Annotated in this window: 30 protein-coding genes; 26 read left to right on the top strand and 4 right to left on the bottom strand. The window is 68.7% G+C overall.

What is annotated here, in order from left to right:
• Positions 1-26: 26 nt before the first annotated feature.
• Genes fliW through ACFUCU_RS13395 form a run of 4 tightly spaced genes read right to left on the bottom strand, consistent with a single transcriptional unit; the run spans position 27 to position 3,207 of the window.
• A complete protein-coding gene (gene fliW / locus ACFUCU_RS13380) occupies positions 27-416 on the bottom strand; it encodes a flagellar assembly protein FliW (protein ID WP_364138815.1) in 390 nt (129 codons plus the stop codon).
• Positions 413-1,300: a flagellar hook-associated protein FlgL gene (gene flgL / locus ACFUCU_RS13385; protein WP_377973057.1), complete on the bottom strand. Its 888-nt coding sequence runs from the start codon at positions 1,298-1,300 to the stop codon at positions 413-415. Before flgL ends, fliW begins: the two co-directional genes overlap by 4 nt.
• 4 nt (positions 1,301-1,304) lie before the next feature.
• Positions 1,305-2,711, bottom strand: coding sequence for a flagellar hook-associated protein FlgK (gene flgK, locus ACFUCU_RS13390; RefSeq protein ID WP_377973058.1), 1,407 nt, complete (start codon positions 2,709-2,711; stop codon positions 1,305-1,307).
• Positions 2,712-2,721: 10 nt separating this feature from the next.
• Positions 2,722-3,207 (bottom strand): flagellar protein FlgN, encoded by a 486-nt coding sequence (locus tag ACFUCU_RS13395; RefSeq protein ID WP_377973059.1) that lies wholly within the window; start codon positions 3,205-3,207, stop codon positions 2,722-2,724.
• Positions 3,208-3,500: 293 nt separating this feature from the next.
• Here ACFUCU_RS13395 and ACFUCU_RS13400 point away from each other — a divergent pair, with 293 nt between their 5' ends.
• From ACFUCU_RS13400 to ACFUCU_RS13525, 26 genes are all read left to right on the top strand, one after another.
• Positions 3,501-4,373, top strand: a complete 873-nt coding sequence (locus tag ACFUCU_RS13400) for a flagellin (RefSeq protein WP_377973060.1) — start codon at positions 3,501-3,503, stop codon at positions 4,371-4,373.
• A gap of 180 nt (positions 4,374-4,553) precedes the next feature.
• On the top strand, positions 4,554-5,882 hold the full coding sequence (gene fliD / locus ACFUCU_RS13405) for a flagellar filament capping protein FliD (RefSeq protein WP_377973061.1): 1,329 nt from the start codon (positions 4,554-4,556) through the stop codon (positions 5,880-5,882).
• Positions 5,882-6,388 (top strand): flagellar export chaperone FliS, encoded by a 507-nt coding sequence (fliS, locus tag ACFUCU_RS13410; protein ID WP_377973062.1) that lies wholly within the window; start codon positions 5,882-5,884, stop codon positions 6,386-6,388. The genes fliD and fliS overlap by 1 nt, the downstream gene beginning before the upstream one ends.
• Positions 6,381-6,770, top strand: a complete 390-nt coding sequence (locus tag ACFUCU_RS13415) for a hypothetical protein (RefSeq protein WP_377973063.1) — start codon at positions 6,381-6,383, stop codon at positions 6,768-6,770. Before fliS ends, ACFUCU_RS13415 begins: the two co-directional genes overlap by 8 nt.
• 169 nt (positions 6,771-6,939) lie before the next feature.
• Positions 6,940-7,284, top strand: a complete 345-nt coding sequence (gene flgB / locus ACFUCU_RS13420) for a flagellar basal body rod protein FlgB (RefSeq protein WP_290258761.1) — start codon at positions 6,940-6,942, stop codon at positions 7,282-7,284.
• The gene (locus tag ACFUCU_RS13425; RefSeq protein ID WP_364138802.1) at positions 7,281-7,673 is read left to right on the top strand and encodes a flagellar basal body rod C-terminal domain-containing protein; all 393 of its coding nucleotides are present in this window, start codon (positions 7,281-7,283) and stop codon (positions 7,671-7,673) included. Before flgB ends, ACFUCU_RS13425 begins: the two co-directional genes overlap by 4 nt.
• Positions 7,673-7,978 carry a flagellar hook-basal body complex protein FliE gene (gene fliE / locus ACFUCU_RS13430; RefSeq protein ID WP_290258759.1) on the top strand — a complete coding sequence of 102 codons (306 nt, stop codon included), beginning with the start codon at positions 7,673-7,675 and terminating at the stop codon, positions 7,976-7,978. Before ACFUCU_RS13425 ends, fliE begins: the two co-directional genes overlap by 1 nt.
• Positions 7,978-9,594 carry a flagellar basal-body MS-ring/collar protein FliF gene (fliF, locus tag ACFUCU_RS13435; RefSeq protein WP_377973064.1) on the top strand — a complete coding sequence of 539 codons (1,617 nt, stop codon included), beginning with the start codon at positions 7,978-7,980 and terminating at the stop codon, positions 9,592-9,594. Before fliE ends, fliF begins: the two co-directional genes overlap by 1 nt.
• Entirely contained in the window at positions 9,591-10,604 is a 1,014-nt protein-coding gene (gene fliG / locus ACFUCU_RS13440) for a flagellar motor switch protein FliG (RefSeq protein WP_290258756.1), read from the top strand. Before fliF ends, fliG begins: the two co-directional genes overlap by 4 nt.
• Complete coding sequence (locus ACFUCU_RS13445) at positions 10,594-11,280, top strand: FliH/SctL family protein (protein WP_377973065.1); 687 nt, start codon at positions 10,594-10,596, stop codon at positions 11,278-11,280. The genes fliG and ACFUCU_RS13445 overlap by 11 nt, the downstream gene beginning before the upstream one ends.
• Entirely contained in the window at positions 11,277-12,605 is a 1,329-nt protein-coding gene (locus tag ACFUCU_RS13450; RefSeq protein ID WP_377973066.1) for a FliI/YscN family ATPase, read from the top strand. Before ACFUCU_RS13445 ends, ACFUCU_RS13450 begins: the two co-directional genes overlap by 4 nt.
• Positions 12,602-13,036, top strand: coding sequence for a flagellar FliJ family protein (locus ACFUCU_RS13455; RefSeq protein ID WP_290258752.1), 435 nt, complete (start codon positions 12,602-12,604; stop codon positions 13,034-13,036). Before ACFUCU_RS13450 ends, ACFUCU_RS13455 begins: the two co-directional genes overlap by 4 nt.
• Positions 13,033-13,725: a C40 family peptidase gene (locus ACFUCU_RS13460; RefSeq protein WP_377973067.1), complete on the top strand. Its 693-nt coding sequence runs from the start codon at positions 13,033-13,035 to the stop codon at positions 13,723-13,725. The genes ACFUCU_RS13455 and ACFUCU_RS13460 overlap by 4 nt, the downstream gene beginning before the upstream one ends.
• Positions 13,726-14,690: 965 nt before the next feature.
• Positions 14,691-15,413 (top strand): flagellar hook-length control protein FliK, encoded by a 723-nt coding sequence (locus ACFUCU_RS13465; protein ID WP_377973068.1) that lies wholly within the window; start codon positions 14,691-14,693, stop codon positions 15,411-15,413.
• Between the two features lie 18 nt (positions 15,414-15,431).
• Entirely contained in the window at positions 15,432-15,890 is a 459-nt protein-coding gene (locus ACFUCU_RS13470) for a flagellar hook assembly protein FlgD (protein WP_290258749.1), read from the top strand.
• A 30-nt stretch (positions 15,891-15,920) separates the two neighbouring features.
• Entirely contained in the window at positions 15,921-17,096 is a 1,176-nt protein-coding gene (locus tag ACFUCU_RS13475) for a flagellar hook protein FlgE (protein ID WP_377973069.1), read from the top strand.
• A 222-nt stretch (positions 17,097-17,318) separates the two neighbouring features.
• Entirely contained in the window at positions 17,319-17,606 is a 288-nt protein-coding gene (locus tag ACFUCU_RS13480) for a flagellar FlbD family protein (protein ID WP_290258747.1), read from the top strand.
• A 3-nt stretch (positions 17,607-17,609) separates the two neighbouring features.
• Entirely contained in the window at positions 17,610-18,431 is an 822-nt protein-coding gene (locus tag ACFUCU_RS13485; protein ID WP_290258745.1) for a motility protein A, read from the top strand.
• Complete coding sequence (locus tag ACFUCU_RS13490; protein WP_364138792.1) at positions 18,428-19,297, top strand: flagellar motor protein MotB; 870 nt, start codon at positions 18,428-18,430, stop codon at positions 19,295-19,297. Before ACFUCU_RS13485 ends, ACFUCU_RS13490 begins: the two co-directional genes overlap by 4 nt.
• A gap of 73 nt (positions 19,298-19,370) precedes the next feature.
• Entirely contained in the window at positions 19,371-20,243 is an 873-nt protein-coding gene (locus ACFUCU_RS13495) for a flagellar motor switch protein FliM (protein ID WP_377973070.1), read from the top strand.
• A complete protein-coding gene (fliN, locus tag ACFUCU_RS13500) occupies positions 20,240-20,968 on the top strand; it encodes a flagellar motor switch protein FliN (RefSeq protein WP_290258742.1) in 729 nt (242 codons plus the stop codon). The genes ACFUCU_RS13495 and fliN overlap by 4 nt, the downstream gene beginning before the upstream one ends.
• Positions 20,969-21,589: a flagellar biosynthetic protein FliO gene (gene fliO, locus ACFUCU_RS13505; protein WP_377973071.1), complete on the top strand. Its 621-nt coding sequence runs from the start codon at positions 20,969-20,971 to the stop codon at positions 21,587-21,589. It begins immediately after the preceding gene.
• Positions 21,586-22,455 carry a flagellar type III secretion system pore protein FliP gene (gene fliP / locus ACFUCU_RS13510; protein ID WP_377973072.1) on the top strand — a complete coding sequence of 290 codons (870 nt, stop codon included), beginning with the start codon at positions 21,586-21,588 and terminating at the stop codon, positions 22,453-22,455. Before fliO ends, fliP begins: the two co-directional genes overlap by 4 nt.
• Positions 22,452-22,727, top strand: coding sequence for a flagellar biosynthesis protein FliQ (gene fliQ, locus ACFUCU_RS13515; RefSeq protein ID WP_290258740.1), 276 nt, complete (start codon positions 22,452-22,454; stop codon positions 22,725-22,727). The genes fliP and fliQ overlap by 4 nt, the downstream gene beginning before the upstream one ends.
• 1 nt (position 22,728) lies before the next feature.
• Positions 22,729-23,487 carry a flagellar biosynthetic protein FliR gene (locus tag ACFUCU_RS13520; RefSeq protein WP_290258739.1) on the top strand — a complete coding sequence of 253 codons (759 nt, stop codon included), beginning with the start codon at positions 22,729-22,731 and terminating at the stop codon, positions 23,485-23,487.
• A complete protein-coding gene (locus ACFUCU_RS13525; protein WP_364138786.1) occupies positions 23,487-24,569 on the top strand; it encodes an EscU/YscU/HrcU family type III secretion system export apparatus switch protein in 1,083 nt (360 codons plus the stop codon). Before ACFUCU_RS13520 ends, ACFUCU_RS13525 begins: the two co-directional genes overlap by 1 nt.
• Positions 24,570-24,598 lie beyond the last annotated feature (29 nt).

Here is a 24,598-nt window from a genome sequence, read left to right on the forward strand (position 1 = left end):
GCGCTAAGCCGGGCCGGTTACAGCTTTTAGGCGGCGCCGAGGACTGCCCGGAGCGGATACTCCCTGCCGTCCAGCACCAGCTGGGTGCACTTGCGGGCGGTCTCGTTCAGCACGATCGGCGCCATCAGGTTCACGGTGGTGCCCTCGGGGGAGTGGTTGACCACCACGAGCAGGCGGGGCGACTCCCCGTCGGAGAGCTCAAGGGCCTCCAGCGCGGGGCGCGGCAGGCGGGGGCTGTAGTCGGGGACGAACACGGCGGCGTCCGCCAGGAAGAGCCGCACGGGCGCGGACTCCGATTCGAGGGCGAAGAGTCCGGGGGCGCTGTCGATGCTGCGGAGCGCGAAGTCGTGGACCGCTTCCAGCCCCGGCATGGGGGCCGTGAAGGTCACGGGGGTGCTGCTCAGGACGGAGTTCATCGCAGGAAGTCCATCAGTGTGGGCTGCAGGACCCGCGCCGTGGCGGCCAGGGCCACCTGGTAGTTGGTTTCCTGCAGCTTCAGGTCCATGATCACGCTGCCGAGGTCAGCTTTTTCAATCCCGGTCCGCTGGGCGTCCAAGGAAGCCTCCATTCCTGTGTTGACGGTGCCGGCGCGGTCCAGTTGCGCCTGGCGCGCTCCGACGTCGGCGCGTCCGTTGACGATTTTCTTGTAGGCGTCGTCGATCTCGCTCACGCGCGGCATGGTGTCGGCGCCGTTGCGCAGGTCCGTAGCCAGTTTATTGACGGTATCGAAGACCGAGCCGGTACCGCTGCCGAAGATCGTGCCGCCGTCGGCGTCCACCCGCACGGTCTGCGTCTCGCTGATGCGCCGTTCCACCGGGCTGGTCCCGGCGGCGACGAACGTCGGCGGCATTGCGCCATCGAAGGGCGTTGCCTTGTCTGAATTGCCCGCGAAGATGTTGCGGCCGAGGTGTTTGGAATTGGCAACGTTGATGAGGTCCTGGTTCAGCGAGTCCAGTTCATTGGCAATCGCGTCCTTGCCGGACTGCGGCAGCGTGCCGTTGCCGGCCTGGACGGTGAGGTCCTTGATCCGCTGCATCACGTTGGTGGCCTGCTGCAGGGCGGAGTCGGCCGCCGATAACCAGGTATTGCCGTCGTCGATGTTCCGGCCGTACTGGGCATTCGCGGCCTGCAACGCCCTTGTTTCCAGTGCCTGCGCGGTGGCGGCTGGGTCGTCCGAGGGGCGCGAGATTTTGTTGAGCGTGCTCGCCTTGTCCTGCAGGTCGGCCAGCTTGGACTGCTGCGTCTGCAGGGTCCGCTGCGCCGCCGCGGTCATGGTCAGGTTTGTAACGCGGTTAAGCATGGTTCTACCTTCCTACCAGGCCAGTGCGGTTGATCAGGACATCCAAGGCCTCGTCGACGGCGGTCATGACGCGTGCCGCCGCTTGGTAGGCGTGCTGGTTGGTGAGCAGGTTGACGTTTTCTTCGTCCAGGCTGACGGAGGTCTGGGATGCCCGGCCCGTCACCGCGGAGGCTTGGGTTGCGGCGGCGAGGTCCTCGCGTTGCTGGGCTCCCCGGGATTGCACCCCGATGCCGGTGACGATGCCGGACCAGAGCTTATCCGGGGACGTGGAGCCGGTGCCCAGCTGGGCCATGGCGTCGGCGACACTGGTGTCGAACGCGCCGGCGCCTGACTTGCCGAGGGCCACTGCAGAGGTGGAGATCGGTCCCTTGATACCGAGCGCGGCCGAGGGGCCGGTGACGGTGAAGAAGTCCGTGCCCGTGGTGCCGCTTCCCGTGGTGCCGGTCTGGTGGACAGCGTTGACGGCCGTGGCTAAAGCGCTAGCAAACCCGTTGTAGGAGGCGGCTGCCTCCGCGATTGCGCCTCCGTTGCCGCCGGCCGCCGGGGCAAGGACCGAAAGCGCTCCGGCGATTTCCCCACCATCGGTTGAGGCGACGCCATCAGGGTTTTTCCAGAGCAGCTGCACGGGCGCGCCGAGGGCGTCCGTGGACTGCCCGGACAACGCCAGGGCACGGACGGAGGTGCCCATCACCAGCGCGTTGCCGCCGATGTGGACATCCACGGTGCCGTCCGGCTGCTCCCGGACAGTGCCGCCGGCCAGGCGGGCGATGGTCTCAGTGAGCTTTGCGCGGGCGTCGATCAGTTCGTTGGCTGTGCCGCCGGCGGCGACCGTGGAGCGGATGGTCGCGTTGTAGGCCGCGACTTGGCTGGCGGCAGCATTGACGGCGTCCACGGCGTCGGAGGCCTTGGCGCGGACGCTGCTCCACTGAGCCTTCAGGGCCTGGTACCCGGTCGAAATTTTGTCAGTGAGGGAGTTGGAGGCAGTCAGCAGCAGACCCTTGGGCCCGTCGTCGTCCGGCTGTCTGGCGGCTCCCTGCCAGGCGGCCCAAAAGCCCTGCAGGGCTGTGGAGATGCCATTGTCTCCGGGCTCTTGGAGCACGCCTTCAATTCCCTGGAGCGCGGCGGAGCGTGTGCTGGCGTAACCGGCTTGTGCACTGGCGGAGCGGACGCTGGCGTCCAGGCTGGTGTTGCCGAGCCTGGCGATGGAGTCGACGGAGACCCCCTGGCCCACCTCCGGGCGCCCCGAGCCGTTCAGGCCCTGGGCGGGCGCGGCGATGGCGGACTGCTCGACCCGCTGCCGGGTGTAACCATCGGTCGCGGCGTTGGCGATGTTCTGGCCGGCCACCGTCATGGCCTGCTGTGCGGCGGTCAGCCCGCGATAGGCGGTATTCAGGGCGCCGAAGGTACTCATGGGTGCTTCCTTAGAATCGCTGGTCGAAGATGCGTGAGCCGGCGGAGTCCCCGGTCTTCCCCTGGGCGTCGTAGGTGCCAGCCGCGGCCGGTCGCAGATCCGCCAGGGACTCCTGGGTGGATCGGACCGCAGAGCGCAGGTACTGCTCGTTGGCGTCCCGGAGTTCCTTGATGAGGGCCGTCTGTCGGGTGAGCGCGGTCAGGTGGGCCGTCAGCACTTCTGCCCAGGCGCCCTCCGGCGCTGCCGCTGCCAGCTCGCTGAGCGTCGCGTCCGTGGGAAGGCCCCACGTTTCGGCGACGACTGCTGCCTCGATGGTCCGGGCCAGGCTCGCCTCGGACAGGTGTCCGAGTACCTGCTCGACTTCCTTCGTGCCGTGCGGCAGCCAGCGTGATTTGCCGGACGTCAGGAGCAGTTGCTCCTCTTCGAGCTTAAAAGTCAGTACGTCCAGGAGTTCACGCTCCCGCCAAAGCAAGGCAGAAAGTTCGTGGATGGCCATGATCCGGACGGCTCCCTCAGTGGTGTCGATGATGCGCGGGTTAAGCGGTACCTACTGCGGCGGTGTGCGACGTGCGGACGGTGCGGACCGCAGCAGGGTTCGTACAAACTATCGGCAGGGTTTCCGCAGGTGTTAGCAGGAATAAGGCTGATAACTGCTGGGGCGACGTCGGCGGATGTCGCCAAAAAGAATTTTCGATTTCTCCTTACCAGCTTCCCCTCCGGGGCGATAACTACTCCTGAAGGCCCACGGATGGGCCGTCGCTTACAGTCCCAACTCACGGAGGAAATACCATGGGCTTCGTTATCAACAACAACCTCGCGGCGAACAACTCGTACCGCAACCTCAATTCCACCCAGAACGATCTCTCCAAGTCCCTGGAGAAGCTGTCCACCGGCCTGCGCATCAACCGTGCAGCGGATGACGCAGCCGGCCTGTCTATCTCCGAAGGCCTGAAGGCCCAGGTCACCGGTTCGGCCCAGGCCGCCCGGAACGCCCAGGACGGCATCTCGGTCATCCAGACCGCTGAAGGCGCCCTGACCGAAGTTCACTCCATCCTGCAGCGCATGCGCGACCTCGCAGTCCAGGGTGCGAACGACACCAACAATGCCGATTCCCGGACTGCCATCAAGACGGAAGCGGATCAGCTCGGCTCCGAACTTTCTCGCATTTCGGAGTCGACCAACTTCGGTGGGATCAACCTGTTCCAGGCGGGCACCGTCGCGGGACCTGCGACCTTGAAGATTCAGGTCGGTGCCGAGGGCGACGCCACGTCTCAGATCTCCGTCAAGAACGCCGACCTCAAGACCGCACTGGCCGATGTTGTCACGCTGACGGGCGGAACCGTCGGCACTGCTGCAGCCGGCTTCACCGTGACCGATGCAACCACGGCGCAGACCACCATCGAGAACATCGATAAGGCGATCAAGAACATCTCGACCTCTCGCGCGGACCTGGGTGCCTCGCAGAACCGTCTGGAGCACACGATCAAGTCGCTGAACGTCGCCGGCGAGAACCTGCAGGCCGCTCAGTCCCGCATCGCCGACGTCGACATGGCTCAGGAAATGGTCAAGTTCACCAAGGCGAACATTCTCTCCCAGGCAGGCACCGCCATGCTGGCCCAGGCCAACCAGTCCAGCCAGGGCGTTCTTTCCCTCCTGCGCTAGGCCTGATCCGGCAGGTATCTAGTTCCTAGAGGCCAGCCACCTTGGTCGGACGAAGAGACACCCCCCGATCACCGCGAAAGGGCCGGATGATGGCACAACCATCGTCCGGCCCTTACGTGCAACACCAATACTCCAAAAGCAAGCGATTAAGACGAACTTCTTCAGCAAGGAGAGGCAGCGATGGGAATTTCCCTCGACGGACTGGCCAGTGGGCTGGACACCACCGCCCTGATCAGCTCCATCATGCAGACCGAGGCGCTGCCGCAGACCCTGCTCAAGAACAAGTCCTACGACGTCCAAAACATGGTGTCGGCACTTCAGGGGCTGAACAGCAAGGTCGCAGCCCTGGCGACCCAAGCCACAGCAGTGGCCAAGCCAGCTGCCTTGGACCTCTATAGCGCAACCACGACCAGCCCCAACGTCACGGCGACGACGTCGAGCGGCGCGAAGCCCGGTTCCCTTGACTTCCAGGTCACCCAGCTTGCCCAGACCCAGGTCACGGTGACCCCCGCAGTTAACGGCGTGACGGGCTGGCCCTACACGACCCTGACGATCAACACCGGCGGCGCGAACTACACCGTCACTCCGGCATCCAACAGCCTGGATGACGTTGTCAGCGCGGTGAACGCCTCCGGCTCGGGCGTCACCGCCAGCAAGGTCGACGTTGGCGGCGGAAATTTCCGTCTCCAGTTCACCGCCGCCAAGTCCGGAACGGCCGGCGCCTTCACCATTACAGACCCGGGCACCACCTACACGGACGTCAAGACCGCACAGGACGCGCAGGTGACCCTCTGGCCGGGCTCGGCCGTCGCGCAGACAGTGACCTCCTCGACGAACACCTTCACCAACCTGCTCCCCGGAGTGACCATCACGGCCAAGGACGTCACCGCCGGAACCGCGACGCTGACGGTCGCCAGCGACAACGCAGGCATCACCAAGATGGCCTCGGACCTGGTGGACGGTGTCAACGGAATTTTTGCCTATGTGGCCAGCCGGACCGCCGTCAGCACCAGCACCACGACCACCGGTACGACGACCTCCGCCGGAATTTTCTCCGGCGACAGCACGGTTCGCTCCGTGAATCAGGACATTTTGTCGGCCGCTTCGTTGCCTGTCGGCACGCCGCCGACATCGCCGTCGGACATGGGCATCAGCATCACCAAGACCGGCACGATGGAATTCGACGCCACCAAGTTCGGTGCGGCCTTGGCCGCCGACCCGGCAGGCACGAAGGCCAAGGTGCAGGAAATCGCCGGGCGGATCGCGGCGGCTGCGACGGCTGGCTCGGATCCCTACACCGGTTCCCTGACCACCACCATCAAGGGCCATCAGTCCGAGGTCAGTGACTTGGCGAGCCAGATCAGCGACTGGGACACCCGGCTCGCGGACCGCCAAGCGACGCTCAAGAGCACCTACTCGGCCCTTGAGGTGGCCATGAGTAACATGAAGGCTCAACAGTCCTGGCTGTCCTCGCAGCTGGCAGGCCTCTCCACCGGAAGTTCCAAGTAATGACAAGCAACCCCCTCGGCGGCTTCGGTGCCGGCTACGGCACCAGCCAGCGCAACCAGTACCTGGAGGACTCGGTACTGTCTGCACCACCGGCCCGACTGCTGACCATGCTCTACGACCGTTTGCTGCTGGACCTTGGCCGCGCCGAGAGGGCGCAGCAGGCCGCCAACTGGCAGGTCGCCTCCGAAAACCTGCTCCATGGCCAGTCCATCATCGCGGAATTGATTTCCTCCCTGAAGACCGACTCCTGGGACGGCGCGGATGGGCTGCTGGGGCTCTACAACTACGCCTTCACGGCCCTGGTCAACGCCAACATCCAGCGCAACGCGGTGCTGACCCGGGAGGCGATCGACCTTCTGGAACCCTTGCGCCAGGCCTGGCACGAGGCCGCCGCGGCGATTCCAGCCGCGCAGCCCGCGCAGGCCGCTGCGCCGTCGTCGTTCGCCGCCGCCGGTTCATGGGCTGCCTCATCAGGCTCCGGAAGCGGGAGCCTCGGCTTTGGCTGAACAAGCTTCCTTGGGGGAGGGCAATCGCACCGGGCAGCCGGATGATCCCGCAGCTGCCGCATGGCTCCTGGTGCTGGACGTCCTGGAAATGGCCGTGAATGCCGCGGAGAGAACCTTGAATGATCCGCTCGGGCCGCTCTCGGCGCCGCTGCACCAGCAGGAGTCAGCGCTGCCCGTGCAACGCTGGAGCCCGCCGGTGCTCAGCGGACCCCTGCCTCCCGAGGCCCGGCGCCGCGCCATGGCCCTCTCCGCAGCGCAGGAGCGTGTCGCAAAACGCCTGGAGGCGGCCAAACAGGACGTTTCCCGCCAGCTCCACGCGCTCAGCACCGTCCCGAGCCTGAGCTCCCCGTCACGGGCCGTGTACCTCGACGTCCAGGGCTGATTCCGGGAACAGTACCGGTCGCCGGCGTTCGGCAAAACCCTCCCGAAAAAGTTGTTTCAAATTTCCCTAACGCGGCCCTGAGCTGTGCCGATAACCACAGTAAGAGCACGGATCGCTCGTTTCCCGGCCACGGATCGGCCAAGCCCCACCCTTTCCCAGGCAGGACTCTGTGCTCGAATCCGTGACTTCCGCCGCCCTGGCCAGCGCCCTCAACGGGCTGTCCCAGCGCCAGCGTGCGATCGCGAACAACATCGCGAACGTCAACACGCCTAACTACCACGCCCAGCGCGTCAGCTTCGAGGATGCCCTGGCCCAGTCCGTGCAGTCCGGCGACGGCCGTGTGCAGGCCACGACGGCGTCCTCCCTGGAACCCACCCAGCTCAACGGCAACAACGTGAACCTGGATACCGAGACCCTTTCCAACATCGACACCGTGCTCCGTTTCCAGTTCGCCTCGCGGGCGATCGGCTACGAGTTCAGCGGCGTCCGTTCGGCAATGAGGACCAGCTCATGACCTTTGACGCCATCGGCATCGCCGGCTCCGCCCTCACGGTCCACCGCAAGTGGCTCGACGCCGTCTCGGACAACCTCGCGAACATGAACAACGTCTCCGCCACCTCCGGCAACGCCTTCCAGCAGAAGTATGTGGAGGCGGCCGAAAACACCGGCGGCGAGGGTGTCTACGTCAAGAGCACACCCCTGGGCAGCGGCGCCGGCCGGATCGTCTACCAGCCGGACCACCCGCTGGCCGATGCCAACGGCAACGTCAAATACCCGGACATCGACATGGCCGAACAGATGGGTTCCCTGATTGTTGCCCAGCGCGGCTACCAGGCCAACGCCCAGGTCGTTGACCGCGCCCGTGAGACCTACATGGCTGCACTTGAGATTGGACGATCCTGATGCCTGTTTCCCCCATCGCCCCGGTCCAGGGCGTCATGCCCACGGACTACGTGGGCGGCGCCTCGGCCGTGTCCGGTACCGACGGTTCCGGCTTCGCGGCGTCCCTCACCGGCGCCGTCGATAACCTCCAGCAACTCCAGTCGACGTCGAACCAGCTGGCCGTCTCCGCCGTCACCGGCAACCTCAACGACATCCAGGACGCCACCATCGCCGCTACCCGCGCCCAGGTCACCCTGGAACTGGTTGCGTCCCTGCGCAACAAGGGCGTTGACGCGTTCAACGAGATCATGAGGATGCAGGCCTGATGCCTCCGCAGATCACCATCTTCTTCCAGCGCTTCGGCAACGGACTCAAAAGCTTCACCACCGGCCAGCGCACCCTGGCCGTCATCGGTGCCGCCCTCCTGGTGGTAGGCATCGTGGCGCTCTCTGCCTGGTTGTCCAAGCCCACCCTGACGCCGCTGTTCTCCGGGCTGAAGAGCGCCGACGCCAGCGCGATCGTCGACCAGCTGAAAAAGGACGGCGTCCCCTACGAGCTCAGCGACGGCGGCGCCACCGTCCTGGTGCCGCAGGAAAAGGTCTACGACGAGCGGCTGAAGGCAGCCTCCGCCGGCCTGCCCACCGCAGCCGCCACCGGCTACTCGCTGCTGGACAAGATGGGCGTCACGTCCTCGGAGTTCCAGCAGTCGGTCACCTACAAGCGCGCCCTTGAAGGCGAACTCGCCAGCACCATCGGCGCCATGGAGGGCGTGAAGACCGCCGCCGTCCGGCTGGCCATCCCCGAGAAGACCGTCTTCGTCTCCAAGACCCCGGACACCACCGCCTCCGTCTTCATTGAGACCGCCCCCGGCGTGACCCTCTCCAGCGACAAGGTCCAGGCAATCGTCCACCTGACCTCGGCCGCGATTGAAAACCTCAAGCCCTCCAACGTCTCGGTCGTGGACTCCCAGGGCAACGTCCTGTCCACGGTCGGCGGCACGACGGCGGGTAGCTCCTCCAAGCAGGCCACGGACTACCAGCAGCGCACCGGCGACGCCGTCCGCGCCGTCCTGGACCGCGTGGTAGGCCCGGGGAACTCCACCGTGGCCGTCGCCGCCGACGTCACCGGAGAATCCGCCCAGCAGAAGAGCGAGACCTTCTCCAACACCGCCGGCGCACTGCCGCTGAGCGAGTCGTCCAAGACCGAGAAGTACACCGGAACCGGGGGAGGCGCCGCCGGCGTCCTGGGCCCGGACAACATCTCTGTGCCCGGCGGCAGCAGCGGCAACGGCAACTTCGACTCCACCACGGAGACCAAGAACAACGCTGTCAACAAGGTCACCGAGGACCGGACCATCCCGCCGGGAGCCATCAAGCGCCAGACCATCTCCGTGGCCGTCAGCCAGTCCGCCGCCGGCGGACTGAACATCGGCTCCCTCACGGCCCTGGTCACCTCCGCTGCCGGCGTCGACAAGAACCGCGGCGACGTCGTCACCGTCGAGGTCATCCCGTTCAGCACAGCGGCCGCCGACCAGGCCAACGCCTCCCTGGATGCAGCCAAGGCCGAGATCGAGGCGCAGAAGCAGCAGGCGTTCTTCGGCACCCTCGTCACCGCCGGCAGCATCCTGCTGGGCCTCTTGATCCTGGCCCTGATCATCACGATCATCCTGCGCCGCCGCCAGAAGCGGGAACCGGTGGACCTGGGCGAACGCCTGGACCTGCTCCCTCCGGTCCCCACCGTCACCGCGCTCGATCCCGCACCGGCCACCTCCGCCATCCCGCTGATCGCGCGGCCGCTGGAGCCCTTGCCGCTGCCCGCACCGGCCCCGGAGGTCCTCGAGGCCGAGCGCCGGATGCAGGAAATCGACGCGATGGTGGCCAACAACCCGGAGAAGGCGGCCGATTACCTGCGCGGCCTGATGGATGACAGGCAGCCGGCATGAAAACCGGTGAGGCCCTGACCGGCACGCAGCGCGCCGCCGTCGTCCTGATGCAGATGAGCCCCACCAATGCAGCCCTGGTGATGGCGCAGCTGACCGACATGGAGGCCGAGGAGATCGCCGCGGAGATCGTCCGGCTCCGCAAGGTGGACCCGGAGACCGCCGAGAAGATCATGAAGGACTTCCACGAGGCAGCCCTCAGCAGCCCGCGCTCCGCCCGCGGCGGCCGGGAACTGGCCGAGGGCCTGCTGGAGGCCTCCTTCGGTTCGGAAAAGGCCGCCGGCCTGATCAACCGCCTGACGGTGAACATGGCAGGGAAGTCCTTCGAGTTCCTCGAGGACATCGAGCCGGTGCAGATCCTGGCCCTGATCGACGGCGAACTGCCGCAGACCATCGCCCTGGTCCTGGCGCACCTGAGCCCCCGCAAGGCCTCCGCGGTGATGTCCGGGTTGCCCGGTTCGCTGCGCGCCGACGTCGCCCTCAGCATCGCCACCATGGGCTCCGGCGCACCCGAGGCCATCGGCATCGTCGCCGACACCCTGAAGCTCCGCGGCGGCGCGGCCGTCTCGCAGCAGGCCTCCAAGGTGGTGGGTGGCATCCAGCCGCTGCTGGAGATCATCAACCGGACCGACGCCGGCACCGAGCGCTCGGTCCTGGACGGCCTCGACCTGCTGGACCCGGACCTGGCCGTGGAGATCCGCGCGCAGATGGTCACCTTCGACGACATCATCAAGCTGGAACGCCGGGACGTGCAGCTGGTGCTCCGCGGCCTGGACGCCTCCGTCCTGGCCGTGGCCATGAAGGGTGCCACCGAGCAGGTTCTGGAAACCATCACCACCAACGTCTCCGGCCGCAACCTGGAAATCCTCGAATCCGAGATGGCCGCGCTCGGCCCGCTCCGCGCGTCGCAGATCGAGGAGGCGCGCGCAGCCGTCGTCCGCGCCATCCGGGAGCTCGTCGACGAGGGCCAGATCGTCATCCACCGCGGGGACGAAGAGGACTATGTTTACTGACGGGCGGAGCGCCGCGGGCGCGACGACGGCGGGCGCCGCGGGGGAGGCCCCTGCCCGGATCGTCTTCCCTTCGCTGCGCTCTACCGGCCCCGCCAACGAACAGGCCGGCTACACCGAGGGCCACGCCGCCGGGTACGCCGCCGGCGTCCGCGCGGCCGCCAAGGAGCAGCGCCGCTGGCGCGACCGGATGGCCGCCGAACAGGCAGCCTCACTGGCCGCCGGGCAGCAGGATTTGGACCGCGCCGTCCGCGCCCTGGCCGTCGCGCGCACTGACTTCGCCCACCGCAACGTCCAGGCCCTGCACGAGGCCGAAGAGGTGCTGGCGCGCACCGCCCTGGAACTGGCCGAGGCCATCCTCGGCTATGAACTCGCCGAGGGCACCCGGACGGCCCGCGCCGCGCTGGCCCGTGCCCTCTCCGGGTCCGACGCCGCCACCGTCCTAGCCATCCGGCTGCACCCGGCCGACATCGAGGTCTTGCGCCGCGAGGGGCAGGACGAACCCGGCGGGCTGCCGCTCGTGGCGGACCCGTCCCTTCAGCGCGGCGACGCCAAGGTCGAATACCTGCAGGGCTGGCTCGACGCCAGCCTCGGCACCGCCCTGGCCCGGGCCAAGGCGGCCCTGCTCGACGACCACCAATACCCCCCCGCCCCTCCCGCCCCGGGAGGCCGGCCATGAAAACCCTGTGGCGGCCCCGCGCCGCGGACTTCGAAGCCGCCCTCGCCGCTGCCGCCCCGCAGCGCGTCGGCATCGTCACCTCTGTCGTGGGCCTGGGCCTGGAGGTCTCCGGCCTGGACTGTGCGCTCGGTGACCTGCTCACGGTGGGCGAAAACCCCGGGCTCGACGCCGAGGTGGTCGCCGCGCTGGACGGCTCCGTGCGCTGCATGCCGCTCGGAAGGCTCGCCGGCATCGCCGCCGGGGACCCGGTCCGTGCCAAGGGCGGCAATGTCCTGGTGCCTACCGGCCCGGGGCTCTTCGGCCGCGTCCTCGACGGCCTGGGCCGGCCGATCGATGACAAGGGTCCGCTGCTCAGCGGCCCCCGCGTGCCGATCGACAACGAGGCGCCCAACGCCATGAAACGCGCCCGGATCGACACCCCGCTGCAGACCGGGGTGCGGGTCCTGGATACCATGACCACCCTGGGCAAGGGCCAGCGCATGGGCCTCTTCGCCGGCTCCGGCGTCGGCAAGTCCTCCCTGCTCTCCATGATCGCCCGGGGCACCGACGCGCAGGTGTCCGTAATCGCCCTGGTGGGGGAGCGCGGCCGTGAAGTCCGGGAATTCCTCGAGGACGACCTTGGCCCCGAGGGCCTGGCCCGCTCCGTCGTCGTAGTCGCCACCTCCGACGAGCCGGCTCTGATGCGCATGCGCGCCGCGTTCACCGCCACCCGGATCGCCGAGTCCTTCCGCGATGCGGGGCAGGACGTGGTGCTGATGATGGACTCGCTCACCCGCGTGGCCATGGCCCAGCGCGAGATCGGGCTCTCCGCCGGCGAACCGCCTGCCACCCGCGGCTACCCGCCGTCGACCTTCTCCATCCTGGCGCGCCTGCTGGAGCGCGCCGGCACCGCCGAGACCGGGTCCGTGACCGGGATCTACACGGTTCTGGTGGACGGCGATGACCATAATGAACCGATCGCCGACGCGGCCCGCTCCATCCTGGACGGGCACGTGGTCCTGGACCGCAAGCTCGCCGTGACCGGCCACTTCCCGTCTGTGGACGTGCTCGGGTCCGTCTCCCGCGTCGCATCCAAGGTCAACGCCCGGCCCCACCTGACGGCCGCCGCAGCGCTGCGCAAGGTCATGGCGGCCCGCAAGTCCGCGCAGGACCTGATCGACGTCGGCGCCTACCAGTCAGGCACCAACCCGCTCGTGGACGCGGCCCTGGCCAACGAAGACGCCGTTGCCGCGTTCCTGCAGCAGCCGATGGAAGAGTCCACCCCCCACCCCGAGTCCTGGCGTCAGCTGGGCCACCTCACGTCGATCCTGGGAGCCGCAGCATGAGCCGGCAATTCTCTCTGGCCGGGTTGTTGCGCCTGCGCCAAATCCAGCAGGACCAGGCCGCCTCGGGCCTGGCCCGCGCCCGGTCACGGTCCACCTCGGCGCGCGCCCGGGAAGCCTCGGCCCGCCGCCAGCTGGCGGACACGGACCCGGACATCGTCAGCTCGGCGTCGATGCGCGCCGTCGCGGCGGCCCGCTCGGCATCGCACAGCATGCTCGCGGACCTGCAGACCCTGAGCCGCGTGGCCGAAGCCGACGAGACGGCAGCACGCGAGGAGTTCATCGCCGCGCGCACCCGCTCGGTGGGCCTGGAGAAGCTGGCCGCCCGGCACCACGCCGAGGTCGCCTCCGAGGAGCTTCGCGCCGAGCAGTCCGCCCTGGATGAGATTTCCTCCACCATCTGGCACCGGGACGAACAGCAGGTGCGCTCATGAGCATGGCGGAGGCCCTGGGCCGGATGCAGGGCATCCAATCGATGATCGCGGAACTGACCCGTCCCGCGCAGACCGCGCAGAGCACCGCCGCGGCACAGAAAGCCTCGGCTGTGTCGACGCTGGCGTCCGGCACCGGAACCGCGAACTCCGCCGCGTTCACCGACGCGCTGACGGCGGCCCTCGGCGGCACCGGCGGCACCACGCAGACCGACCTGTCCTCCCTGACGGGGGCAGCCCCGGGGCTTGGCCTGGGCGCCCTCACCGGGCTCGCCCTCCCGACCACCCCCGCAGCAGCGCCGGTCGCACCGGGCAGCGCCACCGGCACCGACGTCGTCGCCATGGCCAAGAAGTACATCGGCGTGCCGTACGTCTGGGGCGGGACCAACCCGGCAACGGGCATGGACTGCTCCGGCTTCACCCAGCGGGTCTTCAAGGACCTGGGCGTCGACATTCCCCGCGTCGTCAGCGACCAGATGAAGGTGGGTACCCCGGTGGCGTCCCTGGCGCAGGCCAAGCCGGGCGACCTGCTGATCAGCTTCGGCGGTAACCACATCTCCATCTATCTCGGCAACGGCAAGGCGATCGACGCGCCCGTCCCCGGGAAGACCATCCAGATCCGTGACGCCTGGGAGCAGCAGTCCAACCTGACCGCGATCCGCCGGATTGTCCCGGCCGGGGCGGGCTCGTGAAGGGCCCGGCCACGTCGGACCTTGCCTCCGCCCTCACGAAGACGGCGGCCGCGGCGCGCGGCGCGCAGTCGGGTTCCCGCGCCGCCGCGGGCACGGGGGAACGCTTCGGCAGCGCCCTGAACGACGCCGTCGGGGCCGCCACGCGCAGGTCCCTGCCGGAAGCCCCACACGACGCCGGGGCCCGGGCAGGGCGCCCGGCGCCGGCTGTCGCCGGACCACGCTCCGGGCACGACCGCGGCCCGGACGGGCACGCCGCCGGCCACGCGACCGGCAAGACTGCGCGCCGCGGCGGCGCTTCCACTCCGAGCGATGAGGCCGCCGGCGCTGGGGGTAGCGCTTCCGCCCCTGCGGCGGCAGCGCAGCCCGCTGCTCCACAGGCTGCTTCTCCACAGGCCGGGGCCCCGCAGACCGGTCCGACGTCTTCCGATGCGGCTCAGGCCGCTGCGGCCACACCTGATCTGACCGGAGCGGCGACTGCCGCCGGCATCCCGACCGTTGATCCCGGTGCCGCGCAGCCCGCCGTCGCAACCGGCGGGGAAACGCCAGCCACCTCGCCTGCCCCGACAGCCGTAGCCGCCGACGCGCTCCGCCTGCCGGGGGCGCTCGCGCGCACCCTTGGCCAGGCCGCAGCACCGGCAGGACGCCCCACCGCAACCGGAGGGCAGGCAGCCGAACCCATCGCTGGGCTTGCCGCTACAGCGTCTGGTGCGGCCTCCGCGGCTCCGGCGTTCGCATCGGCCGCGACCGCCGCCGTGGAGGCAGTGGGCCGTCCCGGCTCCGCAGCCTCGGGCAACGCACAGGAGAGCCCTGCCGCCCGAACCGCTGCCACGGATCCCGCTGCCGGGGCCGCCACCCCAGTGAGTGGAACGGCCAGCCTCGCCCAGGGGCCGGCCCGCACCGGCGTCGTGAGCACCGCAGGAGCAGCCGCAGCTGCGCCCGCCGGGGCCCCGGCAGGCGCCGCATCCGTGACAGTGCCGGCCGCCTTCGCCACGGCAGTGCCGGCGGACCGCCCGATTCCTGCGGCAACTGCTGCTGCCGGTGCGCCAGCCGCACCCGATGCCTCCGGAACCCCGGCTGCCGCGACTCCCGCCGTCGACATCTCAGCCGCCGCGGCTTTCGCGGGAGCAGCCACTGCCCCTTCCGCGCCGTCCGCCGTTTCGGCGCCGGCCGCGGCCGCCGCCCCGCCGGCAGCGCCGCAGCCGCCGCTCCTGCCCCAACTGGCGAAGCCGCTCTTCACCCTCGCCGCGGCCGCGCCCGGGCAGCACATCATGACTCTGAAGGTTTCCCCCGAAGACCTGGGGCCGCTCACCGTCCGCGCCCACATCGACGCGGCCGGCGTGAGAATCGAACTGTTCGCACCGGCGGAGGCCGGCCGCGAGGCGGTGCGTAATCTCCTGCCGGAACTGCGGAAGGAACTCGCGGGCGCCGGCTTCGGTGCCAGCCTGAACCTCTCGAACCAGAGCGGCCCGCCGGCAGGGGGTCAGGACGGCGCCCAGCAAAACCGGCCCGACGCCTGGCTGGGCGGGGGACAGGACCCCGGCCGCAGCGGATATGGGTCCGGTGGAGGCCAGGACACCCCGGGCGCCCGCCGGCCGGGCCACCGGTGGGACGACCTGGCGGACGAATCCTCGCTCCGCACCGCCCGGATCCTGAATGGCCCCCAGACCACCCTCGACATTCTCGCCTGACACGAAGGAACGCGACCCATGACGATCCAGCCGATCACCCCGCAGTCCGTTACCCCTCAGCCGGTCACCCCGCAGGCTGTCGGGGGAACCTCCACACCGGCGTCCTCCGTGCGCTCACCCGTCCAGACCATGGACGCCAATGTCTTCATGACGCTGCTGGTGGCCCAGATGAAAAACCAGAACCCCAGCGCCCCGATGGACACCAACCAGATGATGAGCCAGACCATCCAGCTCTCCATGATGGAAAAGACCACCGAGATGACCACCAACAGCAAGGAAGCGTTCTCGCTGCAGATGCGCTCCGCCGCCGCACAGCTGGTGGGTCACAACGTCGATTACACCCTGAGCGACGGCACCACCGGGACCGGCCTCGCCGGCTCCGTGTCATTCGCAGGCAGCGTGCCGACCGTCAAGGTCGGCACCCTCTCCATTCCGCTCGATTCGATTTCCGGCATTACGGCGCCCGCCGCCTCCTAATCAGCTCTTCCCCATAGAAAGGCAGTTCCCATGCTCCGCTCGCTGTACTCCGGAATCTCCGGCCTCCGTGCCCACCAGACCATGCTCGACGTCACCGGTAACAACATTGCCAACGTCAACACGGCGGGCTTCAAGTCCTCCACCACCCAGTTCCAGGACACCCTCTCCCAGATGACGCAGGGCGCGTCCGCCCCGCAGGGCCAGACCGGCGGCAGCAACCCGGCGCAGATCGGCCTCGGCGTCCGGGTGGCCGGCGTCAGCACCAACTTCTCCCAGGGCTCCTCGCAGAGCACCGGCCGCGCCACAGACATGATGATCTCCGGCGACGGCTTCTTCATCACCAACAAGGGCGGACAGCAGCTCTTCACCCGCGCCGGGTCCATGACCTTCGACGCCAACAGCCAGCTGGTCAGCCCCGACGGCGGCATCCTGCAGGGCTGGACCGCTAACGGCGGCACCGTGGACCCGGCCGGTCCGATCGGCAACATCACGCTGAACCCGAACACCATGGTGGCCACGGCCACGAAGAAGGTCACGCTGGACGGCAACCTGCCCAGCGACGCCGCAGTCGGCAGCCCCGACCTGCAGCGAGTCGTCAAGGTCTACGACGCTACCGGCGCCGCCCGCGACGTAACCCTCACTTTCAGCAAGACCGCAACGGGATGGAACGCCTCCGGGACTGATGCGAACGGCGCGACCGGCAGCATCACGCTCAACCAGAACACCGATGGCACCCTGACGCCCAGCGGCCCCTTCCAGCTCGGTGCAGTCTCCATTGATCTGTCCAAGGTCTCCGGCTACGCCTCGATGAACTCCCTCACCGTCGCAGGGCAGGACGGCTCCGCGGTCGGCAAACTCGAATCCTTCACCCTTGGCAACGACGGATCCCTCATCGGGTCCTTCAGCAACGGCACCAAGCAGGTGCTCGCCAAGATCGCGCTGGCCAAGTTCACCAACCCGGCCGGCCTGGAGAAGGCGGGCGGTTCCTCCTACGTCGCCACCGCCAACTCCGGCAACGTCCAGCTCGGCGCGGCGGGGGACCCCGGCATCGGCACCCTGGCCGGCGGCTCCCTGGAAATGTCTAACGTGGACCTCTCCCAGGAGTTCACCAACCTGATCGTCGCCCAGCGCGGCTTCCAGGCCAACGCCCGCATTATCACCACCTCGGACGAGGTCCTGCAGGAGCTCACCCAGCTCAAGCGCTAGCACCGCCGTCGTCGTTGCCCTATCACTTACCGCGGCCAAACCGGCCGGATAACAGCGGTAGGTGATAGGGCAACGCGGGCTGCCGGCTGGATAAGTGCCCGGGGGAGCGGGGTCCGGGAACGCCCCTGCCTAACGAACGGGGCCCGCCGGCCGACAGTGAAGGGAGAACACCCGTCCCGCCTGTCCGCCCCGGCCAGGCCGTCCCCAAAGCAGAATCGGCCCATGATCGTCGTCACACGCCTCAACGGAACGCGCTTCGCGGTCAACCCGGACCTGATTGAACGGATCCACGAGAGCCCGGATACCCATCTGGTCACGCTCGACGGCGCCGCCTACGTGGTGCTGGAAAGCCTGGCCGAAGTGGTCGAACTGATCGCCGACTACCGCGCCTACGTGTTGAGCAAGGCCCGGGACTTTCCCGCGGTGACCGGCTATCCGCTGAGCCTGGTCCCGGACGCGGAGACGGACGACGACGCCGGCTCGCCGGACCCCGAAGCACCGAGGAAGTAACCCATGGATCCCGCAACAATCATCGGAATACTCCTCGCCTTCGGTGCCGTGATCAGCATGGTGTTCATCGAAGGCGGCAACATCACGTCGCTGCTGCTGCCCGGGCCCATGGTCCTGGTGTTCGGCGCCACCCTGGCCGTCGGCCTGGCCGGCAACACGCTCAAGGACGTCATCCAGGCCTTCAAAGCCGTGCCGGCAATGTTCATGGGCAAGACCGCCAAACCGCAGGAAAGCATCGACCAGATGGTCCGCTTCGCGGAGAAGGCCCGCGCGGAGGGCCTGCTCTCCCTCGAGGAGGAGGCCGCCAGCCTCAAGGACCCGTTCCTCGCCCGCGCCCTCCAGAACATCGCCGACGGCACCGACGCCGAAGACCTCCGCGTGCAGATGGAGGACGAGATCGACACGAAGACCCGCAGCGACCACGCGTCCTCGAAGTTCTTCGCCAGCCTGGGCGGCTACGCCCCGACCGTGGGCATCGTCGGCACCGTCGTCTCCCTGACCCACGTCCTCGAGAACCTCTCCAAGCCGGACGAACTCGGCCACATGATCGCCGCGGCCTTTGTCGCCACCCTGTGGGGCCTGCTCTCCGCGAACTTCATCTGGCTGCCCTTCAGCTCCCGCCTGGCCCGGCTCTCCGAACTGGAAATCGAACGCATGACCCTGGTGATGGAGGGCATGCTCGCCGTCCAGGCCGGTGCCCAGCCCCTGCTGCTGGCCGAACGGCTCCGCTCCATGGTGCCCGAACACCAGCTCAAGAGCGCCGGCTCCGGCAAGAAGGCCCCCAGCGGCGACGGGCTGGCCGCCAGCCTGGACGACGCGGCGTGAGTTCCCGCCGTCGCGGGCGCAAGAAGCCCGAGGCACACCACGTCGACGAACGCTGGATGGCCTCCTACATGGACATGGTCACCGTCCTGATGTGCCTCTTCATCGTGCTCTACGCCATGTCCACGGTGGACGCGAACAAGTTCGAAAAGCTCCGCAACTCCCTGGCCACCGGCTTCGGCACGGTCGCTACCCAGACGGTGGACACCGCGGAGGGCACGGTGGTGCCGCCCGACTTCGTCGACAAGAACCTCGAGGCCTTCGCCGCCGCCTCCAGCCCGGCGTCGGCCCCGGCCTCCACGCCGCCCTCCATTCCCGCGACCGCGCCGGCGGACCAGGCCCAGCAATTGGAGGAAGCCAAGAAGGAAGTGGACCGGCTGCGGGCCCTGCAGGAGAAGATGAAGGCCGGACTCTCCGCCGCCGGACTGACCGAGAACGTCGAGTTTCAGATCGATCAGCGCGGGCTGACCGTGAAGCTGATCGGTTCGCAGGCCTTCTTCGCCCCGGACCGGCCCGAGCTGACCGACCGTGCCACCCAGGTCCTCAAAATCATCTCGCCCATCCTCGCCCCGGCCGGGCTGGAGATCATGGTGGAGGGCCACGCCGCCAACGGCATCACCGCCTACCCCTCCACCTGGGAACTATCCTCCGCCCGCGCCGTCAACGTGTTGCGCTTCATGGTGGACCGCGGCAGCATCCCGCCCGAGCGGATCGGCGCCGTCGCGTTCGGGTCGGCACGCCAGGTCAACGACGACTCCACGCCGGAGCTGATGGAACGCAACCGCCGCGTGGACATCGTGGTCATCTCGAACGAGCCGGAGACCGTCCGGGCACTTATCCCCGAGGCACTGAAACTCACCGAGAAATAGGCGCCGCCGCAGCCTTACCGGCCCGGTTCCCTTGCCGATAGTGGCATCCGTGAGTGTTATGGATGAACGGGAAGTGGCACGGGAGCGGACCGTCAGCGTCTATGACTTCCGGCGTCCCGCGACGCTGGCGCGTGAGCACAGCAGGGTCCTGGAGCTCGCCTTCGAGACTTTCGCCCGGCAGTGGGGCACCCAGTTGACCGCCAAGGTGCGCGTCAAGTCGGTGGTCCGGCTCGAGGACGTGCGGATGCAGAGCTACGACGAGTACGCCGCGTCCCTGCCGGCGGTGACCGCCATGGTGCTCTGCGCCGTCGACACCCAGGACTCCAAACTGGTGGTCCAGTTCCCCGCCCCCGCGGCCCTGGGCTGGATCAACCGGATGCTGGGCGCCTCCAATGACACGGCCATGCCGGACCGGAAGTTCACCCAGATCGAGCAGGCACTGGTCAAGGGGCTGATGGATGAAGCCCTCGAGGACCTCGGCTACTCGCTGGGGCCGCTGCTGAGCGAAGCCATCAAGGTGGACACCGTCCAGTACAACTCCCAGTTCGCCCAGGCCGCCGCGCCGAGCGAGCTGATGATCGTCGCCGCGTTCATCATCAACGTCGGCAACATCAGCGCCCCCGCCACCCTGGCCGTCCCGGCGGCGCTGCTGCTGGGCCGGTTGAAGAAGGTCAACCCCACGGACAACCGCGGCGACGCCGCCGCCAGGGTCAGCTCCCAGCTGGAGCGGGTCCCGGTGGAACTTTCCGTCCGGCTCGCCACCTCCTACGTCACCCCCAGCCAGGTGCTGGGCCTCGCCGTCGGCGACGTGCTGACCCTCCCGCACCTGGAAAACCGGCCCTTTGACCTGACCCTGGACGGCACGCGGCTGGCAACGGCCGCTCCCGCCCGCAACGGGTCCCGGGCCGCTGCAGTCATTGTCACCATCGAGGAGAACCACCAATGAGCATGACCCTGACCAAGCACGAATCGTCGGCGGAACGGCTCGTCGAGGAGCTGCCCAGCCCGGTGGCCCTCAAGGTAACGGCCCTCGTCCCGGCGCGGGCCGCCGCGGCGTACGCCCGGCAGGCCGTCACCGCTACCTTCGTCGGATCCGTCACCGCGGACCTGGCCCTGATGCTCAGCGACCGCACCTTCCTGGACGAGGCCGCGGGCGGGATGGCCGGCGGCCGCGGCGGCGTCGTCTCCGTCACCGACGTTCTCCGCCCCGCGATGGAGGCCGCCAGCTCGGTCTTCGGCGCCGGGGTGCTCTCCGACCTGCGCGAATCGGATGCCTCCGGCCTGCTCACGGACCCGGACACGGCCGTGTTTGAACTCTCCGACGGCACCAACCCGGCCGCCTGGTTCGCCGTACGCCTGCGCGAGCACGGCGGCGGGCAGGACCGCGGCGGCGACCTCTTCGGCGGCGGCGACACCGTGGCCGGCCGCCTGGGCCGCATCAATAACATCGAAATGGCCCTGACCGTGGAGATCGGCCGCACCCGGATGTCCGTCCGGGACGTGCTCTCCCTCGAGCCGGGCAAGATCATCGAACTTGACCGCTCGGCCGGCGCCCCCGCCGACGTCCTGCTCAACGGCCGCCTGATCGCCCACGGGGAGGTCGTGGTCCTGGACCAGGACTACGCCGTGCGCATCACCCGGATCCTCGACGTGGCCGAGGGACTTAGCTGAATGGACTCGCTGATCCTTGGGCTGCGGGTAGTCGTAGCCCTGGGCGCGGTGCTGGGCCTGATCTGGGTGCTCCAGCGCCGCCTGGGCAAGGGCCCGGGACGACGCCGGGCTGACGCCACCCTGAGCGTGGTGAGCCGCCAGAGCGTGGGCCAGCGCGCCTCCGTAGTGGTGGTCGACGCCGGCGGGCAGCGCTTCCTGCTGGGCGTCACCGACCATGCCGTCAACGTCCTGCACACCGGGGAGATCCCGGAGGAACCGGTGGAGGCGACCGACGCCGAACCGCGCCGCGGTGCCGCCGGCGCCTTCGCCCAGATCCTCGCCGCCACGGGTGCCAATGGTGCCACCGGTCCCGCGGCTGTGCCTGCCGTAACCGTGCCTGCTGCTCCCGGGGCAACCGACGCAGCCGCCGCAACCGTCGCCGCGGACGCTCCCGTCCCCGGCGTCCCCGCCGCGGAGCTCCCGCTCTCCCGCCGAAGCTCCATGCACCGCGACGGCCACCCCCGCACCGCCGCCGGCCGCCCCACCCCGGGCACCACCCACCCGCCGCTGCACGGGTCGATCCTCTCCGGATCGACCTGGAAGCAGGCCGCCGCCGCGCTCAGGAGCGGACGCCGCAATTGATCCGCCCGCTCACGTCCTCCACGCTCCAGCCCGCACCCGCCGCCGTCGACCGCTTCCAGAAAATCCTGGCCCTCGGTCTGGCCGCCGTGCTCCTGGCCATCCTCATCCTGTGGCTCAACGCCGCCGCCGGCCACGCCGCGCCGGTGCCGCCGACGCCCCCGGCAACCCCCTCCGCGCCAGCGAGCCCTGACACCGGCAGCGTCAACATCGAGATCAACGGCATGGACGGGAAGCCCTCCAGCGCCGTCCTGACCCTGATCGGCATCACGCTGCTCTCCGTGGCGCCAGCGCTGCTGCTGATGATGACCTCGTTCACCAAGATCTTTGTAGTGCTGGCGATGACCCGGAACGCGCTCTCGCTGCCATCGATCCCGCCGAACCAGGTCCTGGCCGGGCTCGCCTTGTTCCTCTCAATCTTCGTCATGTGGCCGGTCATTAACGAGATGAACACCACCGGCGTGCAGCCCTACCTGAACGGCACCATCGACTTCAACGGCGCGCTCAACGCCGGTTCCGTGCCGCTGCAGCACTTCATGCTGGCGCACACCCGCGAGGAGGACATCGCGCTAATGACCCGGGCCGCGGGGATGGAGAACCCCGCCAATCCGGACGCGGTGCCGCTGCAGACCCTCATCCCGGCGTTCATGATCTCCGAGCTGCGCGCGGCCTTCATCATCGGCTTCGTCATCTTCATCCCGTTCCTGGTGATCGACCTGGTGGTCTCCGCCGCCCTGATGTCCATGGGCATGATGATGTTGCCGCCGGTCATGATCTCGCTGCCGTTCAAGATCCTGCTGTTCGTCCTGGTGGACGGGTGGGGCCTGATCATCACCTCGCTGATCCAGAGCTACGCGGGATCCGGATGAACGCCAACGCCGTCCTGGACATCTGCCTCCAGGCCATGATCGTCGCCGCCAAGCTCTCCGCCCCGGTGCTGGTCACCGCGCTCGTGGTGGGCCTCGCCATCTCGCTGCTGCAGTCCATCACCCAGCTGCAGGAAGCCACGCTGTCCTTCGTGCCCAAGCTCGCCGCCGTCGCCGTGGCCCTGCTGGTCTGCGGCCACTGGATGATCACCGAGATGGTCTCCTTCACCAACGACCTCTTCGCCAAGATCCCCGGACTGCTCGGGGGCATGTGAGGTGGGCATCCCGATCGACCAGACCTGGCTGGAAGTCCTGCTCCTGGCGAGTGTCCGGATGACCGCGTTCCTGGTGGTGGCACCGCCGTTCGCGCACGCGGCCTTCCCCGCGCGGATCAAGGCGATGCTGGGCGTGGGCCTCGGCCTGGCCGTCACCAGCCGCGTCTCCGGCGGCTACACCGCCAAGGACACCGCGGGGTTCTTCACCGCCGTGGTCCTGGAGCTGGCCACCGGTCTGGTCCTGGGCTTCCTGGTGCTGCTGGTCTTCGCCGCCGTGCAGTCCGCCGGCAGCCTGATCGACCTCTTCAGCGGCTTCCAGATGGCCCAGGCGTTCGACCCGCAGATGATGGTCAACGGCGCGCAGTTCACCCGCCTGCTGCAGATGGCTGCCCTGGCCCTGCTCTTCGCCTCCGACGGCTACCAGCTGGTCATCGCCGGACTCACCGGCAGCTTCACGGCGCTGCCCCTGGCCGGCGGCCTCGACCTCGCCCAGCCCGTCCAGGCCATGACCTCCGCCGTGACCGGGATGTTCCTGGCCGCGGTGCAGATTGCCGGGCCCCTGCTGGTGGTGCTGTTCCTCGCCGACGTCGGACTGGGCCTCCTGACCCGTGTGGCGCCGGCGCTGAACGCGTTCTCGCTGGGCTTCCCGCTGAAGATCATGCTCACCCTCTCGCTGGCCGCCTTCCTGTTCCTGGCGCTGCCGCGGATCGTGTCCACCCTGGCCGGCCAGGCCGCCAAGACGGTGCTGGGGGTGGGCTGATGGCTGATTCACAGGAAAAAACCGAGCAAGCCACCGACAAACGGATGCGGGAGGTCCGGTCCAAGGGCCAGCTCTCCCGCTCACAGGACCTCACCGCCTGGCTGGCCGTCGGCGCGGCCGCCGTGATGATCCCCGCCACCATCCAGAGCGGCGCCAACTCCGCCGTGGACCAGCTCTTCAGCGTCCGGTCCGTCATGGCGGACCCGGACCCGGCGAAGGCCCTCAAGGCCCTCACCGACGGACTCGGCTCCGTCACGGGCATCATCACCCCGATGCTGGTGGTGGTGTTCCTTGCGGTGCTGATCGGTTCCGCCCTGCAGGGCGGCATCCACGTCAAGAAGTTCAAGGTCGACTTCGAAAACTTCAACCTGCTCAACGGGCTCAAGCGCAGCTTCGGCACCCAGGCACTCTGGGGCGGGGCGAAGGCACTGCTCAAGGTCGCCGTCGTCGGCCTGGTGCTCTACTCCGTGGTGCAGGGACTGATTCCGGTCCTGCTGACCGCCGGCGGCCTCCCGGTCTCCGGCGTGGTCGCGGCGGCCGGTGGCGGCGTCGCCTCGCTGGTGCAGTTCGCGGTCTTCGCTGGCATCGGCCTCGCGGCGGTGGACTTCTTCGTGGTCATGCGCCGGAACCGCAAGAAGACCCGGATGTCCAAGAAGGAAGTCCAGGACGAGAACAAGAGCAGCGAGGGAGACCCGCTGATCCGCTCCCAGCGCCGGGCACGGCAGCTGGCGATGAGCCGGAACCGCATGATCGCCGCGATCAGCGACGCCGACGTCGTCCTCGTCAACCCCACGCACGTCGCCGTCGCGCTCAAGTACGAGCCGGGCAAGTCCGCCCCGCGCGTGGTGGCCAAGGGCGCCGGCCACGTCGCGGCCCGCATCCGCCAGGAAGCGGAGGACAAGCGGGTGCCGATGGTGCAGGACATCCCGCTGGCCCGGGCGCTGCACGGCGCCTGCGAACTGGGCCAGGAGATCCCGGTCGATTTCTACCACGCCGTCGCTGGCGTCCTGGCCTTCGTCATGTCGCTCAAGGCCCGTGGCTCCGCCGCCGGGCTGCACCGGATGGCGGGAGCCACACTATGAACCCTCGTTGCTGCGCACGCCCCAGTGAA

This window comes from Arthrobacter sp. NPDC057259 (assembly GCF_042668995.1).
In the GTDB taxonomy this organism is placed as follows: Bacteria; Actinomycetota; Actinomycetes; order Actinomycetales; family Micrococcaceae; genus Arthrobacter.